Below are 22,951 nucleotides of genomic sequence, written 5' to 3' on the forward strand. Positions count from 1 at the left end.
TTTGTGTGGCTGGTTCCGCATTTGTGGCATCGCCCCCCGACAGCACCTTGCCACGCTCCTGCTGAACCTGCCGCGCTTCCTCGAGTTTCGCAGAGAGATCGTGGACGTGACTCTCCAGTCTCTGCAGTGCCTCAGCGAAAGACTGCACCTCCGCAGCGAGCTGGTCGTGCCGGGCCTTCGCCTCTGCGACCGCGGGTGGCGGATGTTCCGACTTCAGCTGCTTGCCCGCTGGCGGTACCTGCAACGGCTGCTGCTGAGGTCGAGCCTCGACAGCAGTGGTGGTCTTCCCGGTGGTGGTTCCGACGGTCGCGGTGGTTTCCCCAGTTGCAGGCCAGAGAGGGACGAAGTGCTGGTGCTGATGGTGGAGGTAGAAGACCGGACCCTCGTCGCCGCGCAGCGGGTGTGCGGTGGTGCCGTGCTGGGTGGTTTCAAAGACCTGGACGCGGATACCGAAGTTGTCGATGAGGAGTTGGTTGAGATCGGGGTCGTAGACATCGAGCATCCGGCCGTTCAGCAGGTCGTCGCGGGCGTTGCTGGAGGCCGGCAGGTTGTCCAGTAGATGATCATGCAGCTGGTGGGCATTGGTCTGATGAGGGTTGTGTACGTTGATGAGCTGGGCGAGGGAGTCGAGTAGGCACAGGTTGTGATCGCCGCTGGCGGTGCCGAGTACCAGACCGGGCGGTAGAGCCGGATCGGGAGATCCGGCACCCTGCCACTGATAACTGCCGTCGGCTGTGACGACCCAACCCATCGTGGCGGGGGGCGGCTCGGCGATCCGGTCCACGAGGACGGTCGACAGCGGCGCCGGTGCGCTGCCCGCCGGGCTGGACACCGTCTTGGCCGGGGCTGGCACCGTGGCCTGCTCGGTGACCTGAGGAGGGAGGTCCACGCCGGAGGCCCAGAACTCTTCGGCGGCGTTGCCGGTAAGGGCGTCCGGCGCCGGCCGTGGGGCGGTGGAGCCCGAGAAGTGCGGCGAGAGCACGCCAGCGATCTGACCGAGCGCCCTGGGGGTCAGCACGAAACCGTCGACACCGTGTGGGTGGCTGCCCATCAGGTCGCCGTGTTCGGGCTGGTGGGTGTCGCGCAGCAACGCGTTCGGCGGCGCTTTGCTGTCCTTGACGCCGAGGTTGTGCACGATCTCGTGGGCGTACTTGGCCGGCGACGCGTCTACCGCCCAGGTCTGCTGGGACATCTGCGTGCCGGCCGGAGCGACCGTGATGGAGCCTCGCGCCTTGGCCGGGTCATCGACGAAGTCGACGGTTACCCGCATCGGCACGTCCCAGCCCGGCAGGTGGTGCCGGGGTGCGTTGACGTATCGCTGCAACCCTTCGATCGTGCGCGCCTTCACCTTGGCGATCTCTGCCGCCGTGACGCCGGGCGCGGCGTCGAGGTGCAGCTTGAGCGCGAAGTGCATGTCCTGATCGGTGACGGTGAGTTGATAGCCGACACCGACCCGCTCGCCGCTGGCCGCTGGCCGGGTCACCTTCGGCGGCTGGCCGGACGTGGCGGACGGTTCGAAGCGGAAAGCGTCCTTCAATGGCGTCCATCGCTCGGCGTCCACCTCGATCACCCGGGCCGGGCCGGCGAGTTGGCCGTCGCCGAGCAGATCGCGCGGTGGCATCGTCACCTGCTCGGCGGGCGGCGCGGCAGAGACGTCGTCGGCTGGGCGGCGCGGTGCCGGCAGCTGGAGAACCTCGTCGCCGGCCGCCGGCGTCGGCCGTGCCGGTCCATCCTGCGGCTTGTGCACCGTCGGAGTCTCCGCCGGCTTCGTCGCTGCCGGCCCGTCGACCGGTTTGGCGGCCGTCGACGGCTCCGCAGGTTTGCCGACCGCCGGTACGTCCGCGCCGGGCGGATCGGTGCGGGTCGGTGCGGGTACGGACGGGTCGGTCCGCCCGGGGGCGGCGCCGGCGGGACCGGTGGGAGGTGCCGGCAGGTCACGGGGCGGGCTCGGCAGCTGGCCGAGTTGGTGGCCGATCGTCGCGTCGTCGGCCCGTGGCCCGGGCATCGGCAGGTCGCCTGTGGTCCCGCCGGGTGCCGGTGGGGCGTCCGCTCCGCGCAGCTGGGCCAACCGGTCACCGAGGGTGGTGTGCCGCGCTGCGGTGTCGTTCCGCAGACTCTGGGACAGACCACCGAGCGCCTCGTCCAGACGGGAGTCGAGTGGTCGGAGGTGGTCGGGGGAAGTGAGCGCGGTGTTGATCTGGGTGGCGCTGTCCAGCCGGTGCTCGTCGAGCCGGGCGGCGTATCGGGACAGCACGTGGTCGATGCCGGCCTGATCGTCGCCGACCCGGGCGAGCGTGTCCTGCCACGACCGGTACTCGTCGGCGGAGAGCGGGCCGCTGCCGCCGCGCAGCTCCGCGACGCGGGCCTCGCGCTCCAGGTTGGCGATGCGCGTTTCGTACCTTGCCAGCACTGCCGCGTCGGCGGCCTCGTCTCCGGCCCGGGCGAACTCGGCATCCCATTCGGCCCGTTCGGCCGGCGGCATGCCGAGCATTTCTTCCCGGTGGGCGCGCAGGTCGGCGATCCGGTCGGTCAGGTCATCGAGAGCACCGGGCGGCAGCGTCGGTACGTCGGGCAGGTCCTCGAGCTTGCCCACCGGGGTGTCCGGGTCGGTACCGCGTAGCGCGGCCAGTCGGTGGCGCAGTTCCAGTCCGGCGAGGTCCAGGTCCGGCGTGCTGTCCCCGCGCAACGCGTCCAGGCGCTTCTGCAGGTCGTCGACGCTGCCGGGTGGCAACGTGGGAGGCTGCGGAAACTGGGGGAGCGGTACGTCGGGGCCGTCGGAGCCGCGCAGATTGGCGAACCGCAGCTCCAGCTCCAGCTCGGTGCTGCGCGCGTCGGGGGTGCGGTCGCCACGCAGCGCGTCGAGGCGGGCCTGCAACTCGTCGACGTCGCCTCTCGACCCGGCCTCGTCGGGGGTACGGCCCGGCGTCGCATCGGGTCCGACCTGGTCGTGCAGCTTCTGTTCGGCCAGTTTGCCGGCGAGGCTGTTCTCGTAGTCGTTGAGCAGCCGGTGCAGTTCGTCGGTGTGTCCGGCGGCGGTCGCCCGCTCGATGTCGATGGCGTGCTGCAACCAGGTCGACTTGTCCATGTCCAGCTGTGCGGCGCGCTGGTGCCCGGCGTCCACATGCGCCCGGTACGAGTCGAGCCGCTGGAACAGGGCCTGCCGGTCGATGCGGTCGTGCAGCGTGTTGAGCGCGCGGGCCCCGTCACCGTGCCGGCCCTGCTCAATCGCGGTACGGACCTCGGTGCTGAGCACCCTCAGCTCTGGCTCGGGCAGGTCGACCCCCCGCGCGTCGGAGATGAGCTCGGTCAACCGTTGGCTGAGCGCCTCCGCGCCGGGGGTGGCCGCCGGATCGGTGCGAGGCACGCTGGGCAGGTCCAGCAGGTTGTCGCCGGTACCCGTACCATCGGGCCCTTCAGCTCGGCCCGGCGTACCCATCTGGTCGAGGGTCTGCGGTCGACCCGCGCTGTCGACCTGCGGTGACGCCGCAGATCCGGCGTCGTCGAGGGATGTCGGACCGATGTTGGTGGGAGTCTCCGCGCGGGCGGCGACCAGCTGGGCTTCCAGGTCGGTGAGGCGTTCGACGGCGGTGGCGCGGGCGGTCGCCTCCACCGGGGAGATCGTGGGGACGTCCGGGAACATCGCCGGGTCGACCGGGCGGGTTTCGGCCGCTGCGCCCGGGCGGAGCTGGCTGAGGCGGTGTTCAAGCTCCAACTGGCGGGCTGCGGGGGAGGGCAGCTCGGTGCCGCGTAACGCGGCCAGCCGACTCTCCAGCTCCGCGATACTGGTGCCGGGCTGGTGAGTCGGGACCGCCGGCAGCTCGGCAAGGTCGGCCGAGGCCGCCGGGCGTAGCTGGGCGAACCGGTGCTCCAGTTCCAGCCCGGCGAGGTCGGTGCGCGGGGCGTCGGGGCCACGCAGGTTCTCCAGCCGGGCCTGCAGCGCCTGCACGGATTCATCCGCCGTCCCGGCTGGGTTGGCCGCTGCCCGGTCGGGCGCGGAGGCCGGTTTGGCCGCCGCGAGGTCTGGTGCGACCGCACCGGTCAGGTGGGCCGGTGGGGTATCGACGGTGCGGGGTACCGCAGGAGCTTCGACCTTGAGCCCGTCTGCGGTCCGGCGCACCAGCGCCTCGGTGACCCGGACGTCCTTCTCGGCGCGGGCCAGGGCCAACGCGTCCCCGGAGACGTTGGCCAGCGCGTGCTGTGCCTTCTTGAGCTGCTCCAGCGCCTGCAGGTGGCTGAGCTGCTGCGGTGACGGACCACCGGCCTGATCCAGCCGGGGCGGTGCTGGCGTCGAGAGGTCACGACCGAGGCCGGTGGGTGCGGTGACCGTTGGCGGTTCCAGTCGGTGCGGGGTGGTGAGCGCCGCCGCACCGGGCTCGTCGAGCAGGTTCAGCGCCCGGTGGACGGTGGCCAGGTCGGCGGTCCTGCCGAGCTGCACCGGGTTAGGCGTGAGCGCGGAGGTGGGCGTCGAGGTGGACATTGGGGTAGGTGTCGGGGTAGGCGCGGACGCGGGTGTGGGCGGGGCCAGGCTGACATCGCCGAACGCCTTCTCCGGTGCGCCGAGGTTGAACGCCACCCCGGTCTCCGAGACCCGGACCGCGCTGACCTCGCCCATGTGCAGGTTGCGCAGCTCGGCGCGACCGAAGTCCGTCAGGCCCTCGACGCCACCGGCAGCCCGGTTCAGCGTGGCGCTGAGGTTGCCGATCTGCATGTTCGGCAAGGTCACCGCGCTCGGCGTGGCCACCGCCGGCATGGTGACCCCGTTCATCCCCGCTACCGGGTTGACGGTCGGCGCATCCAGCCGGGAGACGGGGCCGAGGTCGATCGCGTGCGCCGCGCCGGGGAGATTGGCTGCGGGGATCGGGGTGACCGTACCGGCCGTTCCCGGCACCGGTACGTCCAGGTTCTGTACGCCGCGAAGCCCCGCGAGGTCGTGCAGGCCGAGCGCCCCACGTGCCGCGGACAGGTCGAGACCACGGGCCGAGAAGCTGAGTTGCTGCGCCGCCGGGGCCCCGATCATCGGCTTTTCGATCAGGTCGGGAAGGTGCAGCCCACTCGGACTGAAGTTGATCCCACCGGCTGGGGGCGGCGCGCCGCCGGGCTTGACGACGTGCACCGTGGTGAGGCCGTTGGCGAGCCGGATGCCGCCGCCGAGCGCGGCAAGTCCGTCGAACCGGGTCATTCCGAGCCCACGACCCAGCACGCCGAGCTTGAACGCCCCGGACACCCCGACAGCGCGGATCTCATGACCGGCCAGGGGCAGGAAGATCCGAAGCCATTGCCAACCGCCGAACTCACGGGCCATCAGGTTGCCGAACCTGACGGCGTTGGCGGCGATGAACCTGCCCGCGTCGGCCGTCACGCCAGCGAACCGGACCAGACCCTGCTGCCCGATGTTGCCCATCCTGGTCACCGCTGCAGGGACGGTGACCAGGGTGAACTTCTCCAGGGCCACGAAGCCTCGGGCGGCCAGGCCGTCGATCGGGCCGACGATCCGGGGAATCATCAGCGCGCCGACCTTCACCGAGTTGGCAAGGGTGACCCCGATGTCGCCGATGCCGCGCATGGCCCCGCTGAGGCTCAGCGTCGACACCGTTCGCCAGAAGTCGCCGATGCCGGCGCGCGCCATGGTGAAGCTGTGCCGGCTGAACTGAGTGATGTTGCGCCAGGCGGAAGTGGCCAGCTTCGTGAGGTCGCCGAGGGCGATCAGCGGTCGGGTGCTGGGACCGAGTAGCCCGAGCAGCCCGAGCGCCAGACCCAGCGCGTTCGTCTTGCCCATGGCAAAATCCAGGGTCGCCTTCACCGCCAACGCGGCGTTCATCGCGAAGGCGATCAGGCCGAGCGGGCCGCCGACGAAGATGGCGACCACGGTGACGATGAGAGTCAACCAGGTGAAGATCTCCCAGAACACCTCACAGGCCGACTTCGGCGTCACGGGTGACTTGATGTGGCCGGTCGCGTCGAGAATGGCCTGCCGAGCCGTACCCGCTGCGGATTTCACATCCGCGGCGGCGTTCTCCGCGGTGGCCTTGAGAGTGTTGATCCGTCCCTCGTCGTCGCCGGCCCCGGCCGCGTCACGCAGCGCCTGGTCCGCCGTGGCCTGAGCCTCGCGCAGCGCCTCGGCGTACGTGCGGATCGCCGGCCCGGCGGCGGAGAAGGCTGTCCGCACCCCGGCGATGAAGCCGCTCATCTCCTTGCTGATCTGCTCGCGCAGCCAGTCTGCGGTCTTGCCGACGAACGCCCCGTCACCGCTCTGTCGCAGTACCGCGGCGAGTCCGTCGTCGGCGGTCCTGGCGTGGTCGGCCATGATGTCCATGTAGCTGGCGACGCTGCGCAGCACATCCGGATCGCCGGGGGTGGGATCACCCGACAGCGTGAGCGGTGACCAGTCACCAGGCCGTACCCCCACCGGACCCTCCTGCTGCCCCGGACGCCGTCGTCCTGTTCGACGTGGCGCACCCGCACGGAGGTTCACAAGTGAACCGCTGGCGGCCCCAGCCGCGTCGAATCACACAGACGGCGTACGCCGACGAGCCGGAGGAAGGGGCGCGGGGTGGCCGACCTGGTGCTCGACTACGCGCTGCTGCACAGTCTCGCGGGCAGCCTGCGTGAGTTGAAAAGCAAGATCGAGTTTGATGTGGAGACCGGGTCGCGTCGGGCGGTGGTCACCTCCGACGGGACCGTCGTCGACTCCAGCCAGGTGGGCGACTCGGCCCTGTACGGCACACTGAGTGCCTTCTTCTCCGCCTGCCATGCCCCGTTCAAGGACTCGATGGAGCTGCTCGACGAACTGGCAAACACCTTCGACAGCATCGCCAAGGCCTACTTCGATCTGGACGCGGACGTCGCTGGCAAGGTGAACCTGGACCGCCTCAAGGCCAGCGTCAACGGCTGGCAGGCCGACACCGCCGCGTACGAGCGGTATCTCGACCTCAAGGACCGGGAGATCACCTTCCAGTACTACGACAAGGACGGGAACCTGGTCGACGGTTCGGTGCCGCTGTGGAGTGGTGACCCGGTGCCGGAGCCGGGGGATCCCCCCACCTCCATCGACGGCACCGCAGAGGTGGGCAGCAACAAGACCTCGGCGGTCCTGGACGACGACGGCAACGTCATCTCCGAGACGACCACGGTCACCTCCGGCGACGGACTGACCTATACCGAGACGACCGAGTTCACCTACCGTGACACCGACGGCGACGGGGAGATTGATGTCGTTGACTACACCTCCACCGTCACCCACTCCGACGGCATGGAGGAGAAGATAGTAAAAAAGACCAACGACGACGGTTCGTTCGTGGTGACCTCCACCACCAGCGAGGGCACCACAACGAGTACCGTCACCCCGAAGCCCGACGGTGGATCGCACCAGGTGACCGTCGACCACGAGGGCGAGACCACCACGACCGACATCGTGGTGACCGGACCGGACTCCGGCACCAAGACGGTCGTGGACTCGGATGGCACCAAGAAGTACACCGGCAATCCGAACACCGGGGAGTGGACGCTCGTCTCCGAGGAGTCATCCGAGGACGACGACTACATCCCCTTCACCACCGTCACCATGTGACCCAGCCACCCTTGGAGCAATGCCATGCCCAACATCACCGTCGACTTCGGCAAGGTGCAGGCGGTCAACGAACAGCTCAACTCCGCCGTGACGCAGACCGTGCCCCGGCTGGAGGATCTACTCACCGGGGTGTCCCAGTTGCTCACCAGCGACGGTGGCCTGTGGTTGCAAAAGTCCAGCCCCACCCTCAGCGGGCAGTACCAGACCTTCAACACCGAGTTGACCGCGGCGATCGAGAACATCCGCTCCTTCGCCCAGCAGTTCCACAACATCACCGTTCAGCTGAGCACGATGGACGAGCAGATCGCGGCCTCGAGCAGCTCGGCCTGACCGACCGATTGGAGGCATCCGATGGCAGAGGTAAACGTCGATTACGCCCTGGTCAACACCATCGCCGGGCGGCTGACCACCGAGGGCGCGGAGATCGCCAGCGTACTGACGAACCTGCAGGCCAGCGTCAGTGAGCTGCTGACCAGCCAGGGCGGCCTCTGGCTGCAGCAGGCCAGCCCGGTGATGGACACGCAGTACACCGAATTCACCACCTCGCTGACCGCGGCGGTCAGCAACCTGGAGACCTTCGCGGGGCACTTCTCGATGATCGCGAAGAACCTCAGCGACATGGATCAGGCGCTGTCCCAGCCGCCACCGGCGAGCTGACCCACGTCGCCTCTTGCGGCCCGCGTGGGTTGGTACCCGTGCCGAGAGTGGTCCGGTGACCGTGTCCGAGTCGGGTCAGCGCAGCACGGTGTGCGGAATCGTGACCGTACTCAATGCGCCGGTCGCCGGATCCGGAACGTAGCCGCGACCAGGTCGCCCACCGGAGCGCAGCAGCCCCGGCGGCACCCTGGCTCCGACCAGGTCACCCTCGATGGCCGACTGCGGCGCCAACAGCACGCCCTGCCGTGAGCGACGGGCCTCGGCGATCCAGCCACCCAACGACTGGGTGAGGGTCTCTGCCGTTCCCGCGTACGCCAGACCGAGTGCCCGGTCCCGGCCGGTGCCCACCACCTGGCGCAGTACCGCTTCCACTGGATTGGCGAAACCCAACAGGTCGACGTCGTCGACCAGCACCACCAGCGGGCTGCCCAGCTCATCCAGCGCGGCGGTCACCTGCGCCGGGTCCGGTGCAGGCCCCTCGACCGCCCGCACCCGGTCATGCACCGTCAACCGGCGCAACACCGACTCGCGGGGCGTCAGGATGACCAGCGCGGTGCCCCCGGCCAGTAGCGACACCGCGAGCGTGGCCAGCGTGTTGCTGCGGCCCGAGCCGGGCGGACCGGCGACCAGAAATGTGGCCTGCCGGCCAGCGAAGTCCACATAGCAGGGTGCGGCGGCGTCGCCGCCGATCCCGAGCAGCGCCCGCAGCGGATGCCGCTGCTCAGCCGGGACCTGTGCAAACGCCTCGGCGAAGGTGACTGCGGCGGGCAGGCCGGCCACCGGGAACGGCCGTCGCTGCGCCGGCACCGCGCTGTCGCGGGCGGCGGCCCGAGCCGCGATCCGACGCATCGCCTCGACCTGCGCCGGGCCGGACGGATCCAGGTCCAGCAGGGCGACCTGAATCTCCGCCTGGTCCGCCGAGTGCCAGCCCCGTCCGGGCGGCACCACCTCCGGCACCCGACGGTGACTGACACCGATCACCGAGTAGTCGGTGCGGTCGGCCATCCGCAGCATGATCCGGTGGTCGTTGAGATTCGCCACCCGCCCGGTCAACAGCGACCGCTCCGAGGACATCACGAGATGCAGCCCAGCGGCCGGCCCCTCGCGTAGCAGGCCGAGAAACTGGTCCAGCAGCCGTCCGCCGTCGTGGTCGTTGAGGACGGCAGCCAGCGAGTCCCAGCCGTCCACCAGCAGCATCAGGTGTGCCGGACGCTGCGCTGGCGGCAGCGCCGACCGCAGTTCGTCGAGGCCGGCGCAGGAGTGCTGGGCCAGCAACTCGTGTCGGCGGGCAAGCTCGCCCTGCATGCGGCCGAGCAGGCGTTCCAGACGCTCCAGATCGGCCCGGGGCACCACCGCACCGCAGTGCGGAAACTCGGCCAGCGCCATCATCGATCCGCCGGCCGCGTCGACGGCGTACAGATGCAGGTCCGCGCAGGAGAGCGACCTGGCCAGCGACGCGGCCAGCGTGCGCAGCAACTGCGACCGTCCCGAACGGGAGGCACCCAGCACGTACAGGTGTCCGAGTGCGGCGAGGTCACAGGCGAGCACCGGCTGGCTCTGCTGCAACGGCAGGTCGGCCAGCGCGTACGGTACCGGCGGCAGACCGGGCCCGGTGCGCGACTCCGGCAGGGTGAGGTCGTCCAGCAGCACGACCGGCGGCAGCGGCGGTAGCCATGGGCTCGGCTGCTGCTCGCAGCCCACCTCCCGGGCGGCGGCTTCGATCGCGTTGACCAGTACGTCGAGGTCGGTGGCGGCCAACTCGTCAGGTGCGGCACCGCCACGGGGCGTCACCACCGGTGGCGGCAGCGCCCGGCCCAGCCGGGACCAGGGCAACTCCGTGCCGTACACCGGAGCGGCCGGCCCGGACTCAGCGGTGTCCGGGCCGGCACCCTGGTACACCGCGCCGACGTACCCGGTCTGAAAGGGCAGGGTGGACCGGTGGGCGAGTCGGGCGAGCGCCCGGCCCGGGGTCGCCGCCGGAATCATCGCGGCGTCCGGTACGTCGATGACGTCCGAACTCTCCATCGGATCGGTGACCCGCAGCGCGATGCGCAGGTTGGTGTTGGCGCGAATGTCGGTGGTCACCACACCAGCCGGGCGCTGGGTGGCCAGGATCAGATGGATGCCCAGCGAGCGGCCACGCTGCGCGATGCTGACCAGCCCGGGCACGAAGTCCGGAACCTCCCGGACGAGTGTGGCGAACTCGTCGATGACCAGGACGAGTCGGGGCACCGCCGGCAGCGAAGGGTCGCGGCCACGCATCGTCCGGTACTGCACGAGGTCCTTGGCGGCCGCCCGGGCCAGGATCTCCTCGCGGCGACGCAACTCCGCGCCTAGCGACTCCAACGCTCGGACCACCGACGCGCTGTCCAGGTCGGTGACCATGCCGAGGGTGTGCGGCAGCCGTACACAACTGTGGAACGCGCTACCACCCTTGTAGTCGACCAGCACGAAGGTCAACTCGTCCGGGCGGTTCACTGCGGCCAGAGATACCACCATGGACTGCAACAGCTCGGACTTGCCGGCACCGGTGGTGCCGGCGATCAGCGCGTGCGGCCCGTCGCGGACCAGGTCGAGCGCTACCGCTCCGTCGAAACCACTACCGATCACGAAGCTCGTGGAGGCGGGTTGGCGGGACCAACGTTCGGCAAGGTCGGCACCGTCCGGCGGGTCGGCGTCCAGCAGCTCCAGCAGTCGGCTGCGGTCGGGCAGCCCGGCCGTCTCGTCCGGGGTGACATCCCGCAGCGGAGCCATCGCCCGGGCCACCCGCTCGCACCACTGGGCGGTGATCATGTCCGGACGTACACCGGTGGCCTCGGGCACGCCGGTCTGCCGTACCGTCAGCCCGTCCGCGTCTGCGCGTAGCACCGCCGTGCACTCCTCCGGCAGCAACCGTTCCTCGGCGTCGATGCAGATCGCGAAGACCTGCACCGCTGGCCCGTCGGTGAGCACCTGCACCATGCCGGACACGTCGCGCAGCCGGCGGGCGCCGTCGACGACCAGCAGTATGTCCGGCTCGCTGAACAGGACCTGGCCGAGTTGCGAGCCCCGGGCCTTGGTCCGTGCGGCGACCAGCGCCACCAGCTCGGCCACCCGGTTCGCCACGGTCTCCGGGTCGTTGCCGACCAGCGTGTAGGGCTGTCCGGTCTGGATGCCGTCCTCGGCCGGTCGGGTGTGCGGCAGCCAGCGCACCCAGCCCCACCGTTCCTTCCCGGCCTGCTCGGTCAACACGTGAATCCGCAGGTCACGTGGGCTGTGCAGGGCGGCGGCCTGGAGGACGAGCCAGCGTGCCGTCGCGTACGTCGTCTCCGCCGCGCCGGCCAGGCCGATCACCTTCCGGTCAGCCAGATCCACGGTGACCGGCGCGTCCGGAACGGTCCAGCGCAGCTGGCGGTCCGTATCGGGGCGGGCCGGGTCCTCCACCTCGATCAGCGACGGCTGATCCAACGTGCCGACCCGTAGTACGAGATGGTCGGGGTCGCGGCGGCGGCGTTCCCACAGTCGCCGGCCGGGGCCGACGGCCGTGTACAGAACGGTCGCCGGGTCCGGCGACGCCTCGCAGCGGGCCAACCGTTCCTCGGCGACCGCCGCCGTCAACTCCCGCATGATCCGGCTGCGCTTACGAAGGTACTCGGCGAGATCCCTGCGGTACCGCTTACGGCCGCTGCGTCGGTCGGTGTACCAGTTCGACAATGCCAGGATAGGACTGAGCGCCATGATCAGCAGGAAGAAGTACGACCGGAAGAGGAAGACGAACGCCAGGCCCATCACCATCGGGGCGAGGATCATCAGCAGCGGGATCGGGCGGCTGTTCGGCTTGACCGGTGGGCTGGGCAGCCGTCGCCGTGCGAAGAGCAGCGGCGGCACGATCCGTGGCGGCCGGTTGAAGTCCAGCATCGGCACGTCCACGGCCGGCGTCACCGCGGCATCCGGTGCCGGGCGCGACACCAGCCGTAGCAGGCTGCCGCCCACCGCCAGGTCCACACCGGTCGGCCAGCGGCGGGATCCGTCGCGTCCGGGCCCTGAGGCGTCGGGCTCGTCCGCGTGCTCCTGCCCGTGTCCGGCGCGGAGCTTCGACCCGCGCTGCTCGACGTGACCGGGGTGCCCGGGTGCGGGCATCGGATCGGTCTGGGCTGGGGGCCGTGGCATCGCCAGACGCGCCCCGGCACCACGGGTGGCCACCCAGGCGCGACCTTGCTCGTCGATCGTGAGCCGGGCGGCGTGCGCGGGCACTCCGCTGCCGCCCGGATCGATCGCGGACCCGGGCGCCGAACCGATGTCGTGACAGCCCAGGCCGACCGGCCAGACCTGCCCGGCGCTCGGGCCACCGACGCCGTGCACCTCCAGCCAATGGGTCCGAGGGTCGCCCGGCAGGTACCGCACCCCGCCACCGGGTACCGGCGCACCGTCGCCCAGCCGGACCCCGGCGACCAGCCCAGCCCGGCTGACCGTCCAGGCCGGATCCAGCCGCTCTCCGTCGAGATACCAGTCGCTCCGGGAGCCGTCCTGTTCGATGAACGCGCCCACCGGGGTGGCCGCCTCGACGTCCATCGCGATGTCCCGGTCGGCACCGCCGGAGATGACGGTCAGCAGCAGGCGCATCTATCGGTCTCCAGTCCGGCCGGCAGACTCGATGCCGGAGTACGCCGTCGGCTGCTGCCCGTCCTGCGCCTGTTCGATCAGGTCATCGTTGGCGGTGGGCGGAGCCGACGGTCTGGACGGTGGGGTGGCGACCGGCAGCCTCGCCGTCGGGGCGGGTGGCCGAGAGGGCTCGGGTACGGCGGGTTCCGTTGGCGTAGCGGTTGCTGCGCCGGTAGGTCCGGGCAACTCCTCCTCAGCCCAGGCGGGTGCCGGTGGGGTGGGGGGTGCAGTTCGGCGGCGGGGCAACAGGCACCGGACAAGTGGCGTGGAGTCCACGTCGAGCAGTAACTCCGGTGCGGTCACCCGGCCGGCCAGGTCGGCCCGTAGCCGCCAACGCGATCCGGGTAGGTAGCCGGCGACCAGGACCAGCAGCCCAGGATCGTCGGCAACCAGGTCGGCGAGCCGCGCTGCCGCCTGCGGATCGGGCCGTCGGCAGACCAGGACGGTACGTCCGTCCGGTGTCGGACGGGTCGCGATAGCTGTGAGCGCCTCGGACAGCGGCATCCGGTCGATTCCGACCGCCCCGGCGCCGTAGCCGGGTTCCGCCGCGACGATCAGGCGGTGCACGCCGTGCCCGCCGGTCAGCGCGGCCAGCTGGGCGACCAACACGGACACCAGCCGCTCCGCCGGTAGCGGGGCACCGTGTACGGACAGGATCCCGGGGCAGCGCGCGATGTCCAGCAGGACCATCGTCCTGTCCTGCACTCCTACGGCGACCGGCAGCGAGTCGCTGGCGGCCGGTGCGGAGCCTGAGGGCAGCGGACCGCGGGCACGCCAGTGGCGCGGCCCGGTGACCTGCCACGGGGATTCCGCCGCCGGAGACGGCATGTCCGCTCCCGCGCCGGCGAGTCGTACGCTGAGCTGCCCATTGCCCAGCAACACCAGGTACGGCCAGAAATCGTCCCGGTCGGCCAGGGCTGACCGGGCGGATCCGATCCAGGCTCGGGCCAGCGGCACCGGACCCGACCCGGCGAAGCTCCCGGCAACCACTCGTACCCCTCGCCGAAGCCGGACAAAGCCCGCGATCGGCGCCGCCAGATCCCGTGCCGCGCCCCAGACGCCACGCCGGATTCGTTGCCCGGTGCCCCGGATGCCGTACCGGCGGTCGAACCACCGCAGCAGCACTACCAGCAGGATCAACAGCTCCAGCACGGTGAGTACGGTGAGCAGCGTTTGCCGATTGGCGTCCAGAAAGCGGCCGAGGTCGCTGAAGGACGGCGTGTTCAACCGTGCTCCTCCTCCGCCAAGCTGGCTCGGGTACGCCGCAACCGAGCCCTGATGCTACCTGTGGGCGGTGGCCGGTCGTGGTGCAGCAACTCGGCACGAGGCGGGAGAATCCGCAGGTCAAAGCCTGCTGGCAGGGCGTGATCGGCTGATTGATGCAAGCAGATGAAGTTTTGATTAAAACTAGACTGCTGGCATGATCCGGCGGACCTCGGGCGGGATCGCCAGGAACGGTGTGAACCGTTCCGTGCGACACGAGGTCGCACATCTCAAGTGGTTGCGTCGATGGGAGGCTGCGATGACGGTGACGTAGCCCAGGTCCGTGCTCGGTGGCCTGTTCCCGCCCCGGCGTGCGTCATGGGTAACCGTGGGGTGCGAAGCCCGGGGTTCAAGCCGAAGGGCTCTCGTTCCATCCGAGAGCCACGGGCGAGGGAAAGACCGGGCGGGTGAACGCAAGTGAACCCTCGATGTTGCCTCGTCATCGTCGAGGCCCGCAGATGGGACGTGCTAGTATCCTGCGCCGGAAATTCGCCTGATAAGTGGGTAGGGTGGGGGATGCCGAGAACTGGTCGTCCCACCCCGCCGCTGACGCTGACCGACGAAGAGCGGACGACGTTGACCCGCTGGTCACGACGGGCGAAGTCGTCACAGGTTCTGGCGATGCGTTCACGGATCATCCTGGCGTGCGCCGAAGGGGCGTCGAACACTGACGTCGCGTCGAGTCTCGGTGTGCATCTGTCGACTGTGGGTAAGTGGCGGCGGCGTTTCCTGAAACTACGCCTGGATGGCCTGGTGGACGAAGAACGGCCGGGCCGCCCACCATCGATCAGCCTTGACCGGGTCGAGGACGTGGTGGTCGCGACCCTGGAACAGACGCCACGTAACGCCACCCACTGGTCCCGCAGGTCGATGGCGGACAGGTCCGGGTTGTCCAAGTCCACGATCGGGCGGATCTGGCGCGACTTCGGCCTCAAGCCCCACCGTGCCGACACGTTCAAGCTGTCCACCGACCCGCTGTTCATCGAGAAGGTCGTCGACGTGGTCGGGCTGTACCACAACCCACCCGAGCGGGCCGTGGTGCTCTGCGTCGACGAGAAGAGCCAGGTCCAAGCCCTCGACAGATCCCAGCCGGTGCTGCCGATGATGCCCGGCATGCCGGAACGCCGCACCCACGACTACGCCCGCAACGGCGTCACCAGCCTGTTCGCCGCGTTCAACATCGCCGACGGCACCGTGATCAGCGAACTGCACCGCCAGCACCGCGCCGTCGAGTTCAGGAAGTTCCTGATCACGATCGACAAGACGGTACCGGCGGAGCTGGACGTACACCTCGTCTGCGACATCTACGGCACCCACAAGACCCCCACCGTGCGAGCCTGGCTCGCGAAACATCCCCGATTCCACATGCACTTCACTCCGACCGGATCCTCCTGGATCAACCAGGTCGTGCGACACGCAAGTCGCATAAGTACAGCGACACCCATCGAAGGAGGTGCGGCGTGACGTCGCGGATGTAGTGTCCGGTCCCGTGCGCAAGGACCGTCCCCGCCTCGGCGTGCGTCGCGGGTAACCGCGGGGTGCGAAGCCCGGGGAAGGGCCCAAGGACTCCTGTTCCATCCAGGGGTTACCGGCTGGGGAAGACCGGACGGGTGAACGCAAGTGAACCCTCGATGACGCCTCGTCATAGGCACTTCCGCTCGATGGGACGCGCCAGCGGGAGACAGGGGCCAGCCGTTGCAAGGCGGCAGGTGCCGCTCGGAGGAATCTAGCCGGGCGGGAGCGCACCACCGTCCCCGGGGTTCAGAGGGCGCCCTACCCGGCCGTATCTGTCTCATGCGGAACGTGACAACCCCGATGGGGTCCAGCCGGACAGTGATTCGGCTGGTAGGCCGCCTGTGAGGGCGGACGATGTCCCAGCGGGCGCAGGACGACCCGAGAAGCGAATGCCGGTGGCCGAAAGGCAGCGGGAAACCGGCGGCGGTGATGCTGGCTCCTCCGCCAGCGGTCGCCGGATAACCGGCCGGATACGGGCATGTGCCCTGGCCTGAAAGGGCGCTGACGCGGGTCGGGTGAGCCTGCGGAGCTACTGCTGACCACAGCTTCGGAACCGAAGGGCAAGTTAGACACGATGACAGCTCATGCCTTCGCGTTGGCGATGGCGGCTCTCGGCGTGAACGGACCGGAGGACGACCGTGCTGGCTGGGACGCCATCGATTGGCGGACCTGCGAGGACAACGTACGGCGGCTACGGCAGCGGATCTTCGCGGCGTCGCGGGACGGGGACCTGAAGAAGGTCCGGAACTTGCAGAAGTTGATGCTCCGCTCGCGCAGTAACGCCGTGGTGGCGGTGCGGCGGGTGACGGAGCGCAATGCTGGTCGCAGGACGGCCGGGGTGGACCGGCAGGTCGTGGTGACTGGGGAGCAGAAGGCCGAACTGGCCGACTGGATCCAGAACGACGCCAAGCCGTGGACTCCCCTGCCGGTCAAGCGCGTGTATGTGCCCAAGAGCAACGGCCGCCGTCGCGGCCTCGGGATTCCCGTGATCGCTGACCGGGCGCTGCAAGCCCTGACGGTGAGCGCGCTGGAGCCCGAATGGGAGGCCCGGTTCGAGCCGAAATCCTACGGCTTCCGACCGGGTCGTGGCTGCCACGACGCCATCGTGGCCATCCACACGACGTCGAGCCGCACCGACGCCAAACGGCTGTGGGTGCTCGACGCCGACCTGGCGGCGGCGTTCGACCGGCTCGACCACGACCACATCTGCCGGTCGCTGGGCTGGTTCCCCGGACGGGGACTGGTCCGGCAGTGGTTGAAGGCGGGCGTGGTCGAGGACGGCCGGTTCACCCCCACCGAGGAGGGCGCTCCCCAGGGCGGGGTGATCAGTCCGTTGCTCATGAACGTTGCTCTGCACGGCATGGAGGCCGCCGCCGGGGTCCGCTACCACGTCACCGGCACCCGTGCCGGGAAGACGATGGACGGTTGCCCGGTCGTGGTCCGCTACGCCGACTTATGCCGAGCTCGGCATAAGTCGGCTTATGCCGAGGCCCGGGTTATGCCGATGCTGGTGCCGGATCCGCTGTTCAGGGCGGTGGACGGCTTCCCGTCGTCGGCATAACCCGGTGGGTGGAGGCGGTAGTTAGAGGTTGTCGAGGAACGCGAGCAGGGTGTCGGGTGGCCGGTAGCGGCCGGGGCTGGTGCCGGGCTGCTGGACGCGGGCGAGGGCCTGTTCCTTGATGGTCATGTCGGCGTGAAGGTAGATCTGGGTGGTTTCGGTCCCTTCGTGCCCGAGCCAGAGGGCGATGACGGAGGTATCGACGCCGGCCTTCAGGAGCGTCATGGCGGCGGTGTGCCGCAGTGTGTGCGGGGTGACCTGTTTCTCCTTGATCGACGCGCAGGTGTCTGCGGCGGTAGCGGCGTGTCTTGCGACGAGGCGCTCGACGGCGTCTCGGGAGAGCCGGCTGCCAGGTTGGGTGGGGAACAGCGGCCCGGCGGGGTCGGGGCTGAGCTCGGTGAGCCAGGTTCGCATCACCTTGACCGTCTGGGTGGTGAGTGGGGTGGCCCGATCCTTGCGGCCCTTGCCGTGACAGCGGACATGCGCCCCGGCCCCGAGGTGAATGTCCTGGCGGCTCAGGCCGGTGATCTCCGATACCCGCAGCCCGGTCTGGACGTCGAGTAGGAGCAGGGCGTGGTCGCGGCGGCCGTGCCAGCTTTGGCGGTCGGGTGTGTACAACTAACGGCGGATCTGCTGATCAAGGGAGATGCGCCAGATGACGACCGAGACCATCATCGAGCAGGAGCCGGCAGGCGGGTCGGTGGCTACGGCCACGGACGAGCAGTTGATCGCGTTGCTGGTGGACCGGGCACGTGGTGAAGGGCTGAAGCTGACCGGTGAGGGTGGTCTGCTGCAGCAGCTGACCAAGCGGGTCCTGGAGTCCGCCCTGGAGGGCGAGATCACCGACCACGTCGGCTACGACAAGCACGACCCGGCGGGCAAGGGCACCGGGAACTCCCGTAACGGCACCCGGACGAAGACCGTGCTGACTGACGTCGGCCCGGTTGAGGTGCGGGTCCCGCGGGATGTCGCGGGGACGTTCGAGCCGCGGATCGTGCGTAAGCGCCAGCGCAGGTTGTCCGGGGTGGATGAGCTAGTGCTGTCGTTGTCGGCCCGGGGGCTGACGCATGGGGAGATCGCCGCGCACCTGGCCGAGGTGTACGGCGCCGAGGTGTCGAAGCAGACGATCTCGACGATCACGGACAAGGTCATCGACGGGATGACCGAGTGGCAGAACAGGCCACTCGACCCGGTGTACCCGGTCGTGTTCATCGATGCGATCAATGTGAAGATCCGGGACGGGAAGGTCGCGAACCGGCCCATCTACCTGGCGATGGCGGTCACCGTCGACGGCCACCGGGACATCCTCGGTCTGTGGGCCGGTGACGGCGGCGAGGGAGCCAAGCACTGGCTGCACGTGCTCACCGAGCTGAAGAACCGGGGTGTGGCCGACGTGCTGATGCTCGTCTGCGACGGGCTCAAGGGCCTGCCGGAGGCGGTCGAGGCGGTGTGGCCGGCCACCATCGTGCAGACGTGTGTGATCCACCTGCTGCGAAACTCGTTCCGCTACGCGGCACGGCAGGACTGGGAGAAGATCGCCAAGGCGCTCAAGCCGGTCTACACCGCACCCACGGAGGACGCGGCGACCGAGCGGTTCCTGGAGTTCGCCGAGGCCTGGGGGCGGAAGTACCCGGCGATCGTGAAGCTGTGGGAGAACGCCTGAGCCGAGTTCGTGCCGTTCCTCGGCTTCGACGTGGAGATCCGCAAGGTCATCTGCTCGACGAACGCGATCGAGTCCGTCAACGCCCGTATCCGCAAGGCCGTCCGCGCCCGCGGGCACTTCCCCAACGAGCAGGCCGCGCTCAAGTGCGTGTACATGGCGTTGATGAGCCTGGACCCGACCGGCAACGGCCGCCGCAGGTGGACCATGCGCTGGAAGGCACCTCTCAACGCGTTCCAGATCGCCTTCGAGGGCCGGCTCACCCCGGCCAACCTCTGACCACTTCAACAACCAAGATCAGCCGTTAACTTGACACTCCCAGTTGGGCACGGCACAGGTGCGAGCGGAGTGATGGGAGACTGTCACGCTCCGTTCCGTGGGAGCCCGAAGGTGAGAATCCTCCGGGTGACTCGACCCTGGAGAGACATTCAGAACTTGTAATAGGTATACATTTGACAAAGCCTTGAAGGGCGTGTATATTCGAACCCCGTTCCGGTTGAACGAATTCCAAGTAATGCTGGTTTCTGCCCATAAGGATGGCACCACAGAGAGATTAATCACTGTTGAAGCGGCAAATATACGTCAATTGGTATTGCGGCAGAGGCGGGCATCCAGCGAAGACCTGAAGGATGCCGGAATAATCCTCTAGTAGTCTCCGGAGCAGGTGATCCCAGCATTGGCTGTGTTGCTGCATCTGCGGATGCGTACCCTGGCCGCCCTCCACATGGCCACCGGCGGCTACGGGCAGGCCCAGCAGATCATCGCCGCTCGGACCGGGGTCACAATCGGCTGGGCGCAACTGACCGGCCGGGCCCACGACTTCAACCCACTACGGGCACGCAACGCCGGGGCCGACCTACCCGCCACCGACGTGATCCTGATGCAGGCCGACGGTAAGGGCATCGCGGTCCGCACTCCTATCGGCTGGCCCATCGCCACCGGCCGCATAGAAGGCTCCTGCCGCTACATCATCGAAGACAGATTCGGCATCACCGGCGCCCGATGGTCCCCACGGGAGCAGAAGATATCCTCAAACTCCGCGTCATCGTCTCCAACGAAGACCTCAACGACTACATGACATATTACGACAAGCGTTACCAGGAAGAACACCGCCTAGCCCGCCAGCATCCCCACCCCGGCCTCGCCGAATGTAAACAGCGCACCCCTCAAAAAGATGCACCCGAGTGATGTCAGCGGAGTCACGAAGCTTCCCGACTCTCTCATCGAAAACAAGAATAGGTATTGTCATGAGTAGGCAATTCGCATTGCTTCTCCGAGGCCTTCCTGGCACCGGGAAGACCACGACAGCAGCTCTGCTACGGAACGCGTTGAACCCTGCGGTTCGCGTCTCCAACGATTCCGTGCGTTACATGGCCCAACCGCGGGACTTTGCGGCGTTTACATTGGACGCCTCCGAGAGGGCTTGCTTCGACCTTGCATTGTCGTATCACGACAGTGGATTCACGCCGATCGTTGATGGTGTCTTCGAGGACGTCGAAACGCTGATAAGCGAGGAATTGCGGTTCGCGCGCCGCGGCTGCAAGCTTGTCATCGTCTCGTTTACCGCAGAAATGAGCGACCTGATCGAGCGCAACGACTTACGCCATCCGCTTCAGCGGATGGATGAATCTCGCCTGGCGAAGTTGCAAGCGAGCTTTCGCAACGCCGGGTACGCGCTATCAATCGGCGGCAAAATGCCTGAGGAGGTCTGCGAGGACGTTCTCGACGTTATCGAGGAGTGGCGTTCCCAATGGCAGGAGCCGCCTGTAAGGCCGGAAGAGGTCGATGTTCTCTTTCTGCGCCACGGCACTCCGGAGCACCCGGAGGGGATCTACGCGGATCCCTTCGCGATGGGGCTCTCCCCCTGCGGCCGGGCTGAGGCGCGCGCCGCACGTCACGCGGTGCTGCGGTTCGCACCGGATGCCGTATTCAGCTCAGACTTTGCCCGCGCCATCGAGACTGCGGAGCTAGCGATTGCGGGCACCAAACGGGAAATTGAGATTTCCAAAGCACTACGGGAGCGGGTGTTCCTTCAACTGGTCGGTAAAGAGTTCACCGCAATACGGGCTGAGTTGGACGCAGAGGCCGAGGGCATCCTGACCGGTAATAGCGATCTGGCCCAGCTCCCCGGAGAGGAGAGGTATGCGGAAGCGCGTGCACGCGTGCTCGACTTCTTCGGCAGCCTACCTGGGCGTTTCGGCGGCAAGCGCGTCTTGGTGGTAGCACACGACGGCCCGCATCAGTGGCTCGTCGAGCAGGCGCTAGGCGTGGACCTCCAGGGCGTGCGCCGATACCGCTGGGACGCTGGTAGCTTCAGCCGGTTTACCGTCTCGCCCAGTCAGATTCGGTTAGAGGGAATGAATATAGGTCCCAGTGCGGTGGTGTCCGGTCTGGAAACCGGGGCTGTGTAGGAGAATTCTCCGGACACAGTTTGCGCAGCTACCTGCGGGTGGCCCTGCTGGAAGTGTAACGTTTTCGTGTGTCGTTCGAGAAGTCGGGTTCGGCTACGCGGCCTGCTCATACTCGGTGATAAACCCGTGGGCGACCTTCCTGCGCTGTACTCGGACGGCATCCAGGTTGGTCACCGGCGCAGGGACGGCGTCCCGGTCAGGTGGGCGTTGCCTGCGGCCCTGATGCGGCCGATGCCCGTTGTGGTGCGTGAGGTACTCGCCGAGCACGGCGAGCAGGTGTTGGGTGTTATAGCGGTAGCGGCCGGCGTGCACCGCCGCCGTCAGTCCGATCGCCAGCCCTCGTCCCAGCACGTGCCGGCCGGTGTCGGCGGCGCACTTCGCACATTCCGGTATCGGCTGATGGACCGGATCGAGCGACATGCCTACATCCGCACCAGCGTCGCCCGCCTCGATCGCGGTGTCCACCATCGTTGCCATGCCGCGCCCCTTCACAGCGCGGTTCGCCCACCCGGCGAGCACTCCAGCCGCGCCGCGCAGCGGCGCCGCGGACAGCGCGGCCATGCGGGTCAGCTCGTCGCCGAGGTGATGCCCGGCCAGGATCGCCGTGTGCCGACGGGCCCGGGTCAGTGCCCGGTCGGTCAGTGCGAGCAGCTCGGGTATCTCGACCAGGTTCTCGATGACGCGGTCCGAAAGCCGATCGACAGGTTCTCCTCACCCACCTCATAGGCGCTGCCGTGGCGGCGGACGCCGAGGTAGACGGTGGCCGCCGCGACTGGCAGCGGCGCCCCGGCGGGCTGGCTCGCCCAGGCCAGGGCAAACGCGGCGAGTATGTCCCTGTGCCGGCCGAACGGACGCTGGTCGGCACCGAAAGGCGTTTCCGGCCACTGCAGGTTCGTGTACTCACGCACGAGCGTGCCCACCTCCTTTGGCCGCCGTGCCGACGTTAGAGACGGTGCGGATGCTGGCACCGAGGTACTTGGCGAAGTGGTTGCGCTTGAACCGGTACCGCGCCCAAATTTCCGACACCGGTTCCTTCAGAGGTTGCCGAGCGGCTCCAGCAGGTCCGGGGCGTCGTAGACCGTGTGGGTGTCGAAAACCTCATCCATGCTGGCCACAGCCGTCTTGATCACCGAGACAAGGAGGCTGGTGCCGACTCTCGGCCCTGGATGGGCCTGTAGGGAGATCTGTGTAACGGATGTCAGTAGAAGTCCGTTATGACCGGTGGGTAGCCGGTCGACACAGTGAGGACCAGTTTCGATGACACTTTCAACGGTGGAGCAGTACGACTCCGGCGTCGATGCCGACGCGGAGGTCGCGGCGTTGACGCGGCGGATCGCCGCTGACGGGCCGCGGCTGCCTCTGGCGGCGGCGGTGCCGGACGAGGCGGCGGCGCGTGAATCGGCCCGCCGGGCGGTGGCGGATCTGATCGACAAGCAGGCCCTGGACGCGTTGCTGGCCCAGGTCAAGGGTGACGGGCTGCGGCTGACCGGGCCGGGCGGGTTCCTGTCCGAGCTGGTACGCGCCGTTCTGGAACGGGGGCTGCGGGCCGAGTTGACCGAGCATCTGGGCTACGCCCGTCGTGACGCGTCGGGTAACGGCTCGGGTAACTCGCGTAACGGGTCGACCGCGAAGACGGTGCAGACCGAGATCGGCCCGGTCGATGTGAAGGTGCCCCGGGA

The 22,951-nt window shown here is 68.6% G+C and carries 12 protein-coding genes and 3 pseudogenes; 9 read left to right on the forward strand and 6 right to left on the reverse strand.

Annotation, left to right across the window (positions count from 1 at the left end; all coding sequences use genetic code 11):
• Positions 1–6,406 (reverse strand): annotated as a pseudogene (locus ACXAHD_RS22200) (hypothetical protein); the annotation flags it as partial.
• A gap of 144 nt (positions 6,407–6,550) precedes the next feature.
• Here ACXAHD_RS22200 and ACXAHD_RS22205 point away from each other — a divergent pair.
• Genes ACXAHD_RS22205 through ACXAHD_RS22215 form a run of 3 tightly spaced genes read left to right on the forward strand, consistent with a single transcriptional unit; the run spans position 6,551 to position 8,224 of the window.
• Complete coding sequence (locus ACXAHD_RS22205) at positions 6,551–7,567, forward strand: hypothetical protein (protein WP_289211928.1); 1,017 nt, start codon at positions 6,551–6,553, stop codon at positions 7,565–7,567.
• Between the two features lie 24 nt (positions 7,568–7,591).
• Positions 7,592–7,897, forward strand: a complete 306-nt coding sequence (locus tag ACXAHD_RS22210) for a hypothetical protein (protein ID WP_475052898.1) — start codon at positions 7,592–7,594, stop codon at positions 7,895–7,897.
• Between the two features lie 21 nt (positions 7,898–7,918).
• Complete coding sequence (locus ACXAHD_RS22215) at positions 7,919–8,224, forward strand: WXG100 family type VII secretion target (RefSeq protein ID WP_289211929.1); 306 nt, start codon at positions 7,919–7,921, stop codon at positions 8,222–8,224.
• Positions 8,225–8,299: 75 nt separating this feature from the next.
• Here the strand turns inward: ACXAHD_RS22215 and ACXAHD_RS22220 are convergent, their stop codons facing one another.
• Both ACXAHD_RS22220 and ACXAHD_RS22225 read right to left on the reverse strand, forming a co-directional pair.
• The gene (locus ACXAHD_RS22220; RefSeq protein WP_289211930.1) at positions 8,300–12,826 is read right to left on the reverse strand and encodes an FtsK/SpoIIIE domain-containing protein; all 4,527 of its coding nucleotides are present in this window, start codon (positions 12,824–12,826) and stop codon (positions 8,300–8,302) included.
• Positions 12,827–14,092, reverse strand: a complete 1,266-nt coding sequence (locus ACXAHD_RS22225) for a hypothetical protein (protein WP_281552695.1) — start codon at positions 14,090–14,092, stop codon at positions 12,827–12,829.
• A gap of 552 nt (positions 14,093–14,644) precedes the next feature.
• Here ACXAHD_RS22225 and ACXAHD_RS22230 point away from each other — a divergent pair.
• Positions 14,645–15,541: pseudogene (locus tag ACXAHD_RS22230) on the forward strand (IS630 family transposase); the annotation flags it as partial.
• A 703-nt stretch (positions 15,542–16,244) separates the two neighbouring features.
• Entirely contained in the window at positions 16,245–17,204 is a 960-nt protein-coding gene (locus ACXAHD_RS22235) for a reverse transcriptase N-terminal domain-containing protein (protein ID WP_281555789.1), read from the forward strand.
• Positions 17,205–17,225: 21 nt separating this feature from the next.
• On the opposite strand, the gene ACXAHD_RS22240 is transcribed toward ACXAHD_RS22235, so the two are convergent.
• The gene (locus ACXAHD_RS22240; RefSeq protein WP_475052903.1) at positions 17,226–17,819 is read right to left on the reverse strand and encodes a tyrosine-type recombinase/integrase; all 594 of its coding nucleotides are present in this window, start codon (positions 17,817–17,819) and stop codon (positions 17,226–17,228) included.
• A gap of 37 nt (positions 17,820–17,856) precedes the next feature.
• Between ACXAHD_RS22240 and ACXAHD_RS22245 the strand changes: the two are divergent.
• From ACXAHD_RS22245 to ACXAHD_RS22255, 3 genes and pseudogenes are all read left to right on the forward strand, one after another.
• Positions 17,857–19,140 (forward strand): annotated as a pseudogene (locus ACXAHD_RS22245) (IS256 family transposase).
• A 397-nt stretch (positions 19,141–19,537) separates the two neighbouring features.
• The gene (locus tag ACXAHD_RS22250; RefSeq protein WP_281555825.1) at positions 19,538–19,939 is read left to right on the forward strand and encodes a hypothetical protein; all 402 of its coding nucleotides are present in this window, start codon (positions 19,538–19,540) and stop codon (positions 19,937–19,939) included.
• 169 nt (positions 19,940–20,108) lie between these two features.
• A complete protein-coding gene (locus ACXAHD_RS22255; RefSeq protein ID WP_281552697.1) occupies positions 20,109–21,272 on the forward strand; it encodes a histidine phosphatase family protein in 1,164 nt (387 codons plus the stop codon).
• A gap of 93 nt (positions 21,273–21,365) precedes the next feature.
• Here ACXAHD_RS22255 and ACXAHD_RS22260 read toward each other — a convergent pair whose 3' ends face one another.
• Both ACXAHD_RS22260 and ACXAHD_RS22265 read right to left on the reverse strand, forming a co-directional pair.
• Positions 21,366–21,833, reverse strand: a complete 468-nt coding sequence (locus ACXAHD_RS22260) for a hypothetical protein (RefSeq protein ID WP_281552698.1) — start codon at positions 21,831–21,833, stop codon at positions 21,366–21,368.
• A 77-nt stretch (positions 21,834–21,910) separates the two neighbouring features.
• Positions 21,911–22,192, reverse strand: a complete 282-nt coding sequence (locus ACXAHD_RS22265) for a hypothetical protein (RefSeq protein ID WP_281552699.1) — start codon at positions 22,190–22,192, stop codon at positions 21,911–21,913.
• A gap of 337 nt (positions 22,193–22,529) precedes the next feature.
• Here ACXAHD_RS22265 and ACXAHD_RS22270 point away from each other — a divergent pair.
• The coding region (locus tag ACXAHD_RS22270; protein ID WP_475052910.1) for a transposase at positions 22,530–22,951 on the forward strand (422 nt) is incomplete at its 3' end.

It is taken from the genome of Micromonospora sp. ABR4_055, assembly GCF_056160425.1.

What these genes read in the sequence shown, in the direction of transcription:
- ACXAHD_RS22220 (WP_289211930.1), bottom strand. Translation starts at nt 12,826, where the DNA reads ATGCGCCTGCTGCTGACCGTCATCTCCGGCGGTGCCGACCGGGACATC.
- ACXAHD_RS22235 (WP_281555789.1), top strand. Translation starts at nt 16,245, where the DNA reads ATGGCGGCTCTCGGCGTGAACGGACCGGAGGACGACCGTGCTGGCTGG.
- ACXAHD_RS22215 (WP_289211929.1), top strand. Translation starts at nt 7,919, where the DNA reads ATGGCAGAGGTAAACGTCGATTACGCCCTGGTCAACACCATCGCCGGG.
- ACXAHD_RS22255 (WP_281552697.1), top strand. Translation starts at nt 20,109, where the DNA reads ATGAGTAGGCAATTCGCATTGCTTCTCCGAGGCCTTCCTGGCACCGGG.
- ACXAHD_RS22260 (WP_281552698.1), bottom strand. Translation starts at nt 21,833, where the DNA reads ATGGCCGCGCTGTCCGCGGCGCCGCTGCGCGGCGCGGCTGGAGTGCTC.
- ACXAHD_RS22210 (WP_475052898.1), top strand. Translation starts at nt 7,592, where the DNA reads ATGCCCAACATCACCGTCGACTTCGGCAAGGTGCAGGCGGTCAACGAA.